Raw genomic sequence first — 12,835 nt, forward strand, 5'->3', positions numbered from 1 at the left:
CCCGACTAAGCTTGCCGACCATGGCGGCCACTGCAGACCACAGCACCACCGGGGCGAGCGCCCCGGCGTACTACGTTTCCACCCCGATCTACTACGTCAACGATCGCCCCCACCTGGGCCACGCGTACACCACCGTGGCGGGCGACGTCCTCACCCGCTGGCACCGCCAGCGCGGCGAGAAGGTGTGGTACCTGACCGGCACCGACGAGCACGGCCAGAAGATCATGCGGACCGCCGAGGCGAACGGCGTCAGCCCGCAGGAGTGGTGCGACAAGCTGGTCGAGGAGGCCTGGAAGCCGCTCTGGGAGCACCTGGAGATCGCCAACGACGACTTCATCCGGACCACCCAGCAGCGGCACACCGACCGTGTGCAGGAGTTCGTCCAGGACCTGTACGACAAGGGCGAGATCTACAAGGGCGGCTACTCCGGCCCGTACTGCGTCGGCTGCGAGGAGTACAAGCTCCCCAACGAGCTGCTCGACGGCGCGACCGCGGACGAGAAGCTCTGCCCGATCCACAAGAAGCCGGTGGAGTGGCTGGAGGAGGAGAACTACTTCTTCCGGCTGTCCGCGTACACCGAGAAGCTGCTGGAGTTCTACGCCGAGAACCCCGGCTTCATCGCCCCGGAGACCGCCCGCAACGAGGTGCTGCGCTTCGTCGAGCAGGGCCTGCAGGACCTCTCCATCTCCCGCTCCACCTTCAACTGGGGCGTGCCGCTGCCCTGGGACGAGAAGCACGTCCTCTACGTCTGGGTGGACGCGCTGCAGAACTACATCACCGCCGCCGGCTACGGCAGCGACCCGGAGCGCTTCGCCGAGCTGTGGCCCGCCTCCGTGCACCTGGTCGGCAAGGACATCCTGCGGTTCCACGCCGTCATCTGGCCCGCCATGCTGATGGCCGCCGGACTGCCGCTGCCCAAGCGGGTCGTCGCCAACGGCTGGCTGATGGTCGGCGGCGAGAAGATGTCCAAGTCCAACCTGACCGGCATCGCGCCCACCGACCTGACCTCGCACTTCGGCGTGGACGCCTACCGCTACTACTTCCTGCGGGCGATCCCGTTCGGCACGGACGGCTCGTTCTCCTGGGAGGACTTCACCGCCCGCTACACCTCCGAGCTGGCCAACGACTTCGGCAACCTGGCCTCCCGGGTCGCCGCGATGGTCGGCAAGTACTTCGACGGGGTGCTGCCCGCCGCCGCCGCGCCGGGCGACGCCGAGCAGGCCGTCGCGGACGGGCTGGCCAAGGCCGTCGAGGCGGCCGACCGGAAGATCGGCGAGGAGCTGGACTTCGCCGGCGGCATCGCGGCGGTCTTCGACTTCGTCAAGCAGGTCAACGGCTACATCACCGAGCAGGAGCCCTGGAAGGTCGCCAAGGACGACTCGGAGGAGGGCCGGGCGCGCCTCGCGACCATCCTCTACACCGCCGCCGAGTCGCTGCGCGCCACCGCCGTGCTGCTCAACCCGGTGATGCCGTCCACCGCCGCGAAGCTGTGGGACTCGCTGGGCGCCGAGGCCGCCGGCCTGGGCGCGCTGTCCGCGCAGACCATCGCCACCGCGGCCGACTGGGGCCGGCTGCCCGCCGGGGCCACCGTCACCAAGGGCGAGATCCTCTTCCCGCGCCTCGAAGAGAAGCCGGCCGCCTGACGTGACCGCCAAGGCCGCCAAGGCCGACGACCGGTCGACCCCGCCGCCGCTGCCGGAACCCCTGGCAGTGGCGGTGGCCGACTCGCACACCCACCTCGACATGCAGTCCGGCAGCCCGGCCGAGGGCCTGGCCCGCGCCGCCTCGGTCGGGGTCACCACGGTGGTCCAGGTGGGGTGCGACATCCCCGGTTCGCGCTGGGCCGCCGAGCTGGCCGCCCAGTTCGAGCAGGTCCACGCGGCCGTCGCCCTGCACCCCAACGAGGCGCCGCGGATCTTCCTCGGCGACGCGGACGGCTGGTCCGGGCAGCAGCGGGAGGCCGGCGGCGCCGCCGCGCTGGACGAGGCGCTGGCCGAGATCGACCGGCTGGCAGCACTGCCGCAGGTGCTGGCGGTCGGCGAGACCGGACTGGACTACTTCCGCACCGGGCCGGAGGGCGTGGAGATCCAGAAGGAGTCGTTCCGACGGCACATCGAGATGGCCAAGCGGCACGGCAAGGCCCTGGTCATCCACGACCGGGACGCCCACGAGGACGTCATCGCCGTCCTGCTGGAGGAGGGCGCCCCGGAGCGGACGGTCTTCCACTGCTACTCCGGCGACGCCGAGATGGCCAAGACCTGCGCCGAGCACGGCTGGTACCTGTCCTTCGCCGGCCCGGTCACCTTCAAGGCCAACCAGCCGCTGCGGGACGCCCTGCTGGCCACCCCGCTCGACCGGATCCTGGTCGAGACCGACGCCCCCTTCCTCACCCCGCACCCCTACCGCGGCCGGCCCAACGCCCCGTACCTGATCCCGGTCACGGTGCGCTCGATGGCGGCCACCCTGGGGCTGCACGAGGACGAGCTGTCGGCGGCCATCGCCGAGAACACGGCGCGGGCCTTCGGGTACTGAGCCGCTCCGCGCGGGGCGGTGGCCGACGCGTTTCGCGCGCGGCAGCAGCCCGTCCCGCACGGTGGCGCGCCCGGGCGGCGGGGTCCCCGAGGGGTGCCCCGGGTGGACGGCCGTCCGGGTCGACGCGTCCGGGCGGCGGCCCCCGCGCCCGTATCCTTGGCGCGTGAGCACCACCGACCCCACCCCTGACAGCGCCCCCCAGCCTCCGGCCGGGGGGACCCCCTTGCTGGGCGGCGCCGACATCCGGGAGCTGGCCGCCGCGTTCGGCGTGAAGCCGACCAAGCAGCGCGGGCAGAACTTCGTCATCGACGGCAACACCGTGCGGCGGATCGTCCGGGCCGCCGAGGTGACGGAGCAGGACGCGGTGGTGGAGGTCGGGCCGGGGCTCGGGTCGCTGACGCTCGCGCTGTTGGAGGTCGCGCGGCACGTGACGGCGGTCGAGATCGACCCCGTGCTGGCCCGGCACCTGCCGGACACCGTCGCCGCCCGGATGCCGGGCAAGGCGGACTCCTTCGACCTGGTGTTCAGCGACGCCATGGAGGTCACCGAGCTCCCGGGGCCGGCGCCCACCGCGCTGGTCGCCAACCTCCCGTACAACGTGGCCGTGCCCGTCCTGCTGCACATGCTGGCGACCTTCCCCAGCATCGAGCGGACCCTGGTGATGGTGCAGAGCGAGGTCGCCGACCGGCTCGCCGCCAAGCCGGGCAACAAGGTGTACGGCGTCCCCTCCGTCAAGGCCAACTGGTACGCCGACGTGAAGCGGGCCGGCGCCATCGGGCGCAACGTCTTCTGGCCCGCCCCCAACGTCGACTCCGGGCTGGTCTCGCTGGTCCGCCGCGAGCCGCCGAAGACCAGCGCCAGCCGCGAGGAGGTGTTCGCCGTCGTCGACGCCGCGTTCGCCCAGCGGCGCAAGACCCTGCGCGCCGCCCTGGCCGGCTGGGCCGGCTCCGCCGCCCGGGCCGAGCAGGCGCTCGCCGCCGCCGGGATCGACCACAAGCTGCGCGGCGAGATGCTGACGGTCGAGCAGTTCGCCGCGATCGCCGAGCACAAGCCCCCGAAGGACGAGGACAGCGAGTGATCACCGTACGGGTGCCGGCCAAGGTCAACGTCCAGCTCGGGGTCGGCGGACTGCGCGCCGACGGGTTCCACGACCTGGCCAACGTCTTCTTCGCGGTCGCGCTGGGCGACGAGGTCACGGCCACCCCGGGCGAGGGCGTCACGCTCAGCTGCTCCGGACCGGACGCCGCCGTCGTCCCGCTCGACGACAGCAACCTCGCCGCCCGCGCCGCCCGGCTGCTCGCCGCCCACCACGGCATCGCCGACCCCGGCGTGCACCTGCACATCGCCAAGGCCATCCCGGTGGCCGGCGGCATGGCCGGCGGCAGCGCCGACGGAGCGGCCGCACTGGTCGCCTGCGACGCGCTGTGGCAGCTGGACACCCCGAGGGAGACGCTGCTGGAACTCGCCGCGGAACTGGGCTCGGACGTGCCGTTCGCCCTGCTCGGCGGAGTCGCGCTCGGCCGCGGCCGGGGCGAGATCCTGGAGCCGCTCACCGTCGAGGGCACCTACCACTGGGTCTTCGCGGTCGCCGACGGCGGCCTGTCCACCCCCGCCGTCTTCCGCGAGTGCGACCGGCTGCGCGAGGAGGCCGGCACCGGCTCCCGCCACACCGACGTCGCCACCCCCGACGCCGACCCGGCCCTGCTCGCCGCGCTCGCCCAGGGCGACGCCGTCGCCCTCGCCGCCGCGCTCGCCAACGACCTCCAGCCCGCCGCGCTCTCGCTGCGCCCCGCGCTCGCCGACACCCTGCGGGCCGGCACCGAGGCGGGCGCGCTCGGGGCACTGGTCTCCGGCTCGGGGCCGACCTGCGCCTTCCTCGCCAAGGACGCCGACGCGGCGGGCGCCGTCGCCGAGGCACTGCGGGCCTCCGGCACCTGCCGGACGGCGCACGCGACGTACGGGCCGGTGGCGGGGGCCGCGGTCGTGGCGTAGCGCTCGGGCGCCTCGCCGTGGCGGGTCCGTGCTGCGGCGGCGGGTCCGGCATGCGGCGGGAGGTTCGTGCTGCGGGGGTCCGTGCGGTGGCGGGTGGTTCGCGCTGCGGGGGTTCGTGCGGTGGCGGGTGGTCCGTGCTGCGGCGGGTGGTCTGGGCGGACCGCGGGGGCAGCAGCGCGGTGAGGGTGTCGCCGCTGGCCCATTAGGCTGGGGAGATCGGGGTGTCCCCGATTCAGGGGCGGCGGGCCGCCCCGCGACCGCCGAACCCAGGAGCGCAGCACACGTGGCCGTCAACCTCGCCACCATCGAGTCCGTCACGAAGGTCTACGGCACCCGCACCCTGCTGGACGCGGTCAGCCTGGGCGTCAGCGAGGGCGACCGGATCGGCGTCGTCGGCCGCAACGGCGACGGCAAGACCACCCTCATCCGGATGCTCGCCAAGCTGGAGGAGCCGGACAGCGGTCGGATCACCCACTCCGGCGGACTGCAGATGGCCGTCCTCACCCAGCACGACTCGCTCGACCCCGAGGCCACCATCCGGCACGAGGTGATCGCCGACCGGGCCGACCACGAATGGCTCGGCGACGCCCGCATCCGCGACATCATCGAAGGCCTCTTCGGCGGCCTCGACCTGCCCGGCTTCGCCGACGGCCTCGACACCGTCATCGGCCCGCTCTCCGGCGGCGAGCGCCGCCGGATCGCCCTCGCCAAGCTGCTGCTCGGCTCGCCCGACCTCATCGTCCTGGACGAGCCCACCAACCACCTCGACGTCGAGGGCATCAACTGGCTCGCCGAGCACCTGCAGAAGCGCCGCTCCGCCCTCGTCTGCGTCACCCACGACCGCTGGTTCCTCGACCAGGTCTGCACCCGGATGTGGGACGTCCAGCACGGCGAGGTGCACGAGTACGAGGGCGGCTACTCCGACTACGTCTTCGCCCGCGCCGAGCGCTCCCGGATCGAAGCCGTCGAGGAGCAGAAGCGCCAGAACCTGGCCCGCAAGGAGCTCGCCTGGCTGCGCCGCGGCGCCCCCGCCCGCACCTCCAAGCCGCGCTACCGGATCGAGGCCGCCAACGCCCTGATCGCCGACGTGCCGGAGCCCCGCGACAAGTCCGAGCTGATGAAGTTCGCCAACGCGCGGCTCGGCCGGACCGTCTTCGACCTGGAGGGCGTGACCGTCAAGGCGGGCCCCAAGCTGCTGCTGGAGAACCTCACCTGGCAGCTCGGCCCCGGCGACCGGATCGGCCTGCTCGGCGTCAACGGCGCCGGCAAGACCTCGCTGCTGCGCGCCCTGCGCGACGCCTACGCGAGCGAGGGCGACGTGCAGCCCGCGTCCGGCCTCATCAAGGTCGGCAAGACGGTGCGGCTGGCCTACCTGTCGCAGGAGGTCGCCGAACTCGACCCGGCGACCCGGGTGCTGCAGGCCGTCGAGCAGGTCCGCTCACGCGTCGACCTCGGCAAGGGGCGGGAGATGAGCGCCGGCCAGCTCTGCGAGCAGTTCGGCTTCGGCAAGGACAAGCAGTGGACGCCGGTCGGCGACCTGTCCGGCGGCGAGCGGCGCCGCCTCCAGCTGCTGCGCCTGCTGATGGACGAGCCCAACGTGCTGTTCCTCGACGAGCCCACCAACGACCTGGACATCGAGACCCTCAACCAGCTGGAGGACCTGCTCGACGGCTGGCCCGGCTCGATGATCGTCATCAGCCACGACCGCTTCTTCATCGAGCGGACCACGGACACCGTCCACGCGCTGCTCGGCGACAAGAAGATGCGGATGCTGCCGAACGGCGTCGACGAGTACCTGGAGCGGCGGGCCCGGATGGCCGCCGAGGCCGCCGCCGCCAGCGCCGCTCCGGCCGCCGCACCGGCGGCCGAGACCGCCGCGACCGGGCTCTCCGGCGGAGACCTGCGGGCGGCGAAGAAGGAGATGCAGAAGCTGGAGCGGCAGATCGCCAAGCTGGACGAGAAGGAGTCCAAGCTGCACGCCCAGCTCGCCGAACACGCGGCCGACTTCTCCAAGGTCGCCGAACTGGACGCGCAGCTGCGCGCGGTCCGGGAGGAGAAGGAGGAGCTGGAGATGAGCTGGCTGGAGCTGGCCGAGCAGGTCTGAGCTCCGCTCCCTCGGGGCGGCCGAACGCTGCACCGGGTCGGTGGCTTCACCGGGTCGGTGGCTTCATCGGGTCGGGCGCTTCATCGGGTGGGCCGCTGCACCCGGTCGGCCGGTCGTCTCACGGGATCGGCCGACCGTCCTGCCGGAGCGGTCGGCCGTCCTGCCGGAGCGGTCGGCCGTCCGAGGAGCGATTCGAGCTCGTCCGCCGCACGGCCCAGCGCGCTGCGCGTCGGATCGTGCGGGCCGGTCGGACGGTCCGCCGGCGTGGTCGGCGGCCGGTGCGCGCGGGCGGCGGCGGTCAGTTCGTCCAATGCCCGGCGGACCCGGTCGACCTCGGCCGGGTCCGGCACCCGGTCGCCGTACCGGACCTGCGCCGCGAACGCCGCCACCGCGCCGCCCAGCCGCTCCAGCGCAGCCGTCGCCGGCAGCCACCGCTCGGCCAGCCGACCGGCGGGCGGTGGCTCGGCCAGCCCCTGCCGCACCTCCTGGCGGGCGTCCGCCAGTGAGCGGTACGCCGTACGGCGCAGCCACACCTCGGCCCGGTCGGCGCTCCCGGTGACCACGTCGGCCCGGTCGGTGCTCCCGGTGACCACCGCGTCCAGGTAGGCCCGCAGCGCCGTCGTCGCGTCCACCAGCCGGGGCTCGATCCGGTGACGCGGACGCTCCGGCCACAACAGGTACCCGAAGAGCAGGACGATCGCGCTCGCCAGCACGGAGTCCAGGACCCGGGGCCCGAACTCCGCCGCGCCGCTCTGGCCGCCGAGTTGGAGCAGGACCAGCGCCATCGGCGTCATCACCACGGTGTTCAAGCCGTAGTGCACCGCCGTGACGTACGGCAGCAGGGCCACACAGAGCGCGGTGACCGCCGTCAACGCCCAGCGGTCGGTGGTCAGCACGAGCAGCCCCGCCGTCACCGCGACCCCGAGCACGGTGCCGACCGCACGGCTCACCGCGCGCAGGAACACCGAACCGAGGTCCGGCTTGAGCACGAAGGCGATCGTCATCGGGACCCAGTAGCCCTTGCTGAGCGGGTAGTTGACGGTGACCGCCGCCCCGGCCGCGATGCACAGCGCGACGCGCAGGCCGTAGCGGAGGGACGACCGGGACAGCGGGCCCGGTACCGGCGCGGGTGGTGGCGCGGGCGCGGCGCCGAGACGGGTGGCACGGCCCGCCACGGTGTCCGCGGCGGCGCGCAACGCCACGTCCAGGGCCCGCCGGGCAGGCGTGTCCGGCCGCCAGTCGGGAACGTCGACCTCGCCGCCGCCCCGGCGAACCGCCGCCGCCAGACGGCCCGGCACCCCGGCCACCTCCGGCGGGACGGGACGACGCGCCCACAACAGGCCCGTCGCCGCCTCGGTGGCGGCGAGCACGGCCTCGTACCGGCCGTCGGAACCGCGGCCCCCGGGACCCCTCTCCGGGAGGAGGTCCTGGACCTGGCTCAGGCGGGCCGTCAGCACCTGCCGCGAGCCCGCCGCCCGCGACGTGCCCACGTCGGCGAGCGTACGGCCGAGCGCGTCGTACGCGGCCGCGAGCGCCCGAACCCGCGGATCGGCGCCCGGCCGACCCGGAACCCCCGCCGGCAGCCCCAGCACCACCACCAACGCCGCACCGGCCAGCACCATCGGCGCCGCCGCCCACCACGGGTGCGGCAGCGGCATCCCGCTCCCCAGCGCGGCCGACACCAGCAACAACATTCCGGCCGCCGACCCGCGCGGACCCGTCGCACTCAGCGCACCGGAGACGACAGCCGTCAACGTCAGCGCCACCCCGAGAGCGACCCCGCCGACCCCGGCGTACTGAAGGGCCGTGCCCACCAGCATGCCCAGCGCGGAGGCCGACACCGCCGCCCCGATCCGGACCACCCGCAGCCGCGAAGGCTCCACCCGGTCGTTCATCGTCGCGTGCATCGCCCCGAGCCCGGCGAACACCCCCAGGTCCACCCGGTGCGCCAGCAGACCCGCCGCCAACGGCACCGCCATGCCCACCGCCGCCCGGACCATCAACGCCCACGGCACCGGCACCCGCGCCGGCCGTACGGCACGCACCCACCAGGGGGCGGCGGTCTCCGGGGAGCCCGAACTCATGCGGTCACGTCCGTTCTGCGGCCTCGGATCGCTGCTGTGCGACGCTGCGCGGCAGATGGGCGTACCGGACCAGTCTAACGAGGCCCCGGCCGCTGCTTGTACGTGTCAAGTTCGTACCGATCGCGTACGGGCCGCCCAAGGTCCCTGCCCGCCCGACAGGGGCGGTGGCTACCATGACGGAGGCGAAAAACCGCCCCACGGCGGGCGGTAGGCCGAGTAGGACGGTACGACCGAGAAGTTGACGGTGTGTTGCGGCAAGGAACCGCCCGGGTACGCCCGGGCCGGTGCCCGGCCGTACGGGGGAGAGGTGAACTGCTGTGGCAGATGACGGCAAGCCGGGGACGACCACCAACCCGACGGGGACCGCGGGAACCAACCCGGCGCCTCCGTCCACGGATGCCAAACCGTACGTGCTGCCCACCAATCCGAAGATGTACGGCCCCACGATCAGCGAGTCGCAGACCTACGGGGACGCCAACGCGCTGGTCGCGGCCTTCGGCAACCACGACGTCAAGGTCGAGCTGGATACGCTGACCGAGTTCTCGAAGAAGGTCGAGGCCCTGCTGCAGGTCATGGAGGGCTCGGCGGCGGCGCCGTACAAGGTCCAGGAGCAGAAGCTCACCGAGCAGAGCTTCGCCAGTGCGAAGTTCGCGGAGGCGACGGCGCTGACGACCGCCTACGAGAAGGTCCACGCCCAGCTCGTCCAACTGCACAAGGATTTCGCGGCCCAGATCCAAGCGATGCAGACGGCGGTCTCGAAGACGGCCAGCAACTACGCGACCAACGAGGACCACACGACGGCGGCGCAGAACGCTGTCGCCGCCGGCGCGGATGCCGCCGCACCGACGCCGCGGTCGGACGACATCAAGTACTGATGGCGGTCTGGGGAGAACCCTACGGGGAAACGGGGAGCAAGTAGTGTCAGGCGGAACGAACTTCGAAAGCATCGACCACGCCCAGTTGCGGAAGATGGTCGACAGCACGGATCCTGCGACGGTCCTCAGCCGGGGCACCCAGCTCCAGGCGGCCGGCAGGGTGCTGAAGGAGCTGAGTTCGGCACTCAAGTCGCACGTCAGCAGCGTCACCTGGGAAGGGCCTGCCGCCGAGAACTTCAAGACGTGGGCGACCAACCTCCAGCAGTCGGCGCAGATCATCGGCGACCACGCCACGACCGCCGGTGACGCGATGCACCAGGCAGGTGAGGCGCTCAGCACCGCCAAGTCCGCTGTCCCTGCGGTGCCACAGACGGAGATCGACACGGTCGCCAAGCGCAACTCGCAGACGGTCTACATTCCGGCGGGAGCGCAACTCGCCGTCGGGCAGTCCGTCGACGACTACATGAAGTCCGTCAACAAGAACTGGGTCACCGAGTATCAGGCCAACCAGGCGCAGGCGAAGATCGCCAAGGAGCACCAGGACGCCGTTCTCCAGATGGAGAAACTCGCCCAGGCGTACAGCGCCGCGACGACGACGCTGAACGGGATCCCCACTGATGTGGTGCTGCCGGGCACGCCAGATGCAGAGAGCACCAAGCACGAGTCGACGACTGTCGCGGGCGGCGGGGGCGGCTACAGTGGTTCCGCGGGGAGCCCTCGCACGCGTGGTAGCAGCGTCGCGAACAGCTACAGCCCGTCGGGCGGGGGCAGTTACGGCGGCGGTGGCTCGGTCACGCCGTACCACCCGGGATCGGACCCTAGCGGTCCGTCCGGCGGCCACACCAGCCTGACCCCGCCGCAGGGCGGTGGTCAGCTGCCGCCAGCGCCGCAGGACCCGGGCTCCACGATCCCGCCGTCCCACCCGTCTGACCCGGTCAACCGTCCGGGCACCGGCCTGGACAGCCTCCCGACCCTGCCGACGCAGACCGGTCCTGGCGGCGGTCCACTGCCGACCGACGGGCCGACCACCACCCCCGTCTACCCGAGCGGCCCCGCCGGCCCCGGTGGCGGCCCCAACGGTCCCGGCGGAGGGCCGATGCCCGGCCTTCCGGTCGGACCGGGTGGGGGTTCGGTGAAGTCCAAGGGCGGTGGCAGCGACTACTTCCCCGGCAAGGGTGGCCTCGTCAACCCCCGCCCGCCGTTCGGCGGTCAGACACCCGGGAAGAACGGCACCCCGGGTATTCCGACCGGGACGGTCTTCGGTTCCCGTGAAGCGGGGCCGGGGGGCGGCCGGGTCGGGGGCGGGCCCAACGGCAGCGGCATGGGCATGCACCCCGGCATGGGGGGCGGCCACGGCGGAGCCGGCGGGGCAGGCGGAGGCTCGCGCGGTCGAGGCCTGGCCTCGACCGCCGGTGGCGCGGTCGGAGGGCGCAAGGGACCGACCGTCGGCGGGGAGTTCACCCCCGGCGGTACGGGCTTGCGCAACCGCGCCGCCGCATCGGGGGCCGCCGAGGGCGGCGGTCGATCGGCGCAGAACGGCATGATGACGCCCGGCACGGGCGGCCACGGAAGCCGCAAGGAGCGAGACCGACGCAATCGGGCCGACTACCTCCACGAGGACGAGGAGACCTGGACCAGCGGTACGCCGCAGAGCAACCCGGACGTGATTGAGTAGGACGGCAACGACTGCCCGGCCACTGGGCTACCCCAGTGGCCGGGCAGGCTTGTTCGGGGCACGCTTCCCGGTCGGTGGAGAGAGTGACGAGGAGTTGTGATGGGGCGGACGAGCACGCGCATGCACGGGCGAGCGGCTGCTGCGGCACTTCTGGCAGCGGGAATCGTGGTCGGCCCGGTCGCACCGCAGGCTGTTGCCGAAGACACGATCCGGCAGCAACAGTGGCACTTGGACGCCATGCATGCTCCGGAGATGTGGAAGACGTCCCAGGGGCAGGGCATCACGGTTGCGGTGATCGATAGCGGCTTCAAGCTGGATCACCCGGATCTGGAAGGGCAGTTCCTGCCCGGCAAGGACTTCAGCGGGAGCCCTGGCGGCGTGGGGTCGTTCGCGGACGGCCACGGTACAGGCATGTCCAGCCTTATCGCCGGTACCGGCAAGGGAATGAGGGGGACCGGAGCGCAAGGCCTCGCGCCGGGTGTGAAGATTCTGCCGCTGAAGATCAACACGGGCTCAGTCGGGGCACTCGTCTCGACCGACTTCCTCGGCCAGGTCGGGCAAGCCATCGCCTATGCGACGGAGCAGGGCGCAAAGGTGGTCAACATCTCGCAGGGGATCGGTGCCGTCACGGCCTTTCCGGAGGATGTTGCGAAACTGAATCAAGTCATCGCAACTGCCAACGCCAAGGGGGTGCTCATCGTTGCAAGCGTCGGGAACGAAGGCGACAAGGGAAATCCGATCGAGTACCCCGGCGCCCTTCCGGGGGTCGTCGGCGTTGGTGCCTCGGACCAGAACGGTTCAGTCACGGCAGAGTCCGAGCGGGGATCGCAAGTAGTTCTTGTCGCGCCCGGTATGGACATGATCGCGGCTTGTACTTCTCCTACTGGCTATTGCAAGAGTCACGGCACCTCGGACTCGACCGCATTGGTATCGGCCTCGGCGGCGCTGGTCTGGTCGGTGCATCCGACCTGGACCGCCAATCAAGTTCTCCGTGTCCTCATCAACACGGCTGGTAAGCCCGCCAGCGGAGCGAATCGGACCGACACTGTGGGATACGGAGCGGTGCGGCCGCGTATCGCGCTGACGGATCCGGGGGATCCCGGTCCTGCCGATGTCTCGCCGCTTCCCCCTGCCGCGACGGCTGTGCCCTCAGCCGCCCCGCCGGCTTCACCATCTGATACTCCGGCGCCGAGTCCGAGCGAGGTGGCGGTCGGTGCGCCGACGGTGGAGCCGAAGGCTGGTGCGTCGTCTGGGTCGGGCGGTAGTGCGGTGCCGATCGTGGGCGGCGTGGTGGCCGGGTTGGTGTTGGTGGCCGGGGTGGTGTTCGTCGTGGTGCGGCGGCGGAAGGTGGCCGCGCAGACCGGGGGTCAGGTGCCGCCGGTGCCGGCGCAGCAGCCGGCCGGGGTGGTGCCTCCGCCGCCGTCGTACCGGCCGCCGGTGCCTCCGGAGGAGAACCCGTACGCGAAGTAGCTCGATCGGGAGTCACCGGACCTGGGCTCAGCGGCTTGCCGGCCGCGTCGTGCCTGATGCTCCAGGGCTCCCGGCCGGCTGGTGCGTCGCCCTGCGCAGGGCC

9 protein-coding genes are annotated in these 12,835 nt (G+C 72.5%); 8 read left to right on the plus strand and 1 reads right to left on the minus strand.

Annotated elements, in window-relative coordinates; genetic code table 11:
• The first annotated feature begins 20 nt into the window (after positions 1–20).
• The 5 genes from metG (at position 21) to ACZ6Y7_RS27285 (ending at position 6,628) form a co-directional block, all read left to right on the plus strand.
• Entirely contained in the window at positions 21–1,643 is a 1,623-nt protein-coding gene (gene metG, locus ACZ6Y7_RS27265; protein WP_465760569.1) for a methionine--tRNA ligase, read from the plus strand.
• Between the two features lies 1 nt (position 1,644).
• A complete protein-coding gene (locus ACZ6Y7_RS27270; protein ID WP_465760570.1) occupies positions 1,645–2,532 on the plus strand; it encodes a TatD family hydrolase in 888 nt (295 codons plus the stop codon).
• 163 nt (positions 2,533–2,695) lie between these two features.
• On the plus strand, positions 2,696–3,610 hold the full coding sequence (gene rsmA, locus ACZ6Y7_RS27275) for a 16S rRNA (adenine(1518)-N(6)/adenine(1519)-N(6))-dimethyltransferase RsmA (protein WP_465760571.1): 915 nt from the start codon (positions 2,696–2,698) through the stop codon (positions 3,608–3,610).
• A complete protein-coding gene (locus ACZ6Y7_RS27280) occupies positions 3,607–4,524 on the plus strand; it encodes a 4-(cytidine 5'-diphospho)-2-C-methyl-D-erythritol kinase (RefSeq protein ID WP_465760572.1) in 918 nt (305 codons plus the stop codon). The genes rsmA and ACZ6Y7_RS27280 overlap by 4 nt, the downstream gene beginning before the upstream one ends.
• A 283-nt stretch (positions 4,525–4,807) precedes the next feature.
• Positions 4,808–6,628 carry an ABC-F family ATP-binding cassette domain-containing protein gene (locus tag ACZ6Y7_RS27285; RefSeq protein WP_465760573.1) on the plus strand — a complete coding sequence of 607 codons (1,821 nt, stop codon included), beginning with the start codon at positions 4,808–4,810 and terminating at the stop codon, positions 6,626–6,628.
• A gap of 80 nt (positions 6,629–6,708) precedes the next feature.
• On the opposite strand, the gene ACZ6Y7_RS27290 is transcribed toward ACZ6Y7_RS27285, so the two are convergent.
• Positions 6,709–8,712, minus strand: a complete 2,004-nt coding sequence (locus ACZ6Y7_RS27290) for an FUSC family protein (RefSeq protein WP_465760574.1) — start codon at positions 8,710–8,712, stop codon at positions 6,709–6,711.
• Positions 8,713–9,029: 317 nt separating this feature from the next.
• Here ACZ6Y7_RS27290 and ACZ6Y7_RS27295 point away from each other — a divergent pair, with 317 nt between their 5' ends.
• From ACZ6Y7_RS27295 to ACZ6Y7_RS27305, 3 genes are all read left to right on the plus strand, one after another.
• Positions 9,030–9,587, plus strand: a complete 558-nt coding sequence (locus ACZ6Y7_RS27295; RefSeq protein ID WP_465760575.1) for a hypothetical protein — start codon at positions 9,030–9,032, stop codon at positions 9,585–9,587.
• A gap of 43 nt (positions 9,588–9,630) precedes the next feature.
• Complete coding sequence (locus tag ACZ6Y7_RS27300; RefSeq protein ID WP_465760576.1) at positions 9,631–11,262, plus strand: WXG100 family type VII secretion target; 1,632 nt, start codon at positions 9,631–9,633, stop codon at positions 11,260–11,262.
• A gap of 99 nt (positions 11,263–11,361) precedes the next feature.
• The gene (locus ACZ6Y7_RS27305) at positions 11,362–12,732 is read left to right on the plus strand and encodes a S8 family serine peptidase (RefSeq protein WP_465760577.1); all 1,371 of its coding nucleotides are present in this window, start codon (positions 11,362–11,364) and stop codon (positions 12,730–12,732) included.
• Positions 12,733–12,835: the final 103 nt, after the last annotated feature.

The sequence above is a fragment of the Kitasatospora sp. NPDC053308 genome (assembly GCF_055585785.1).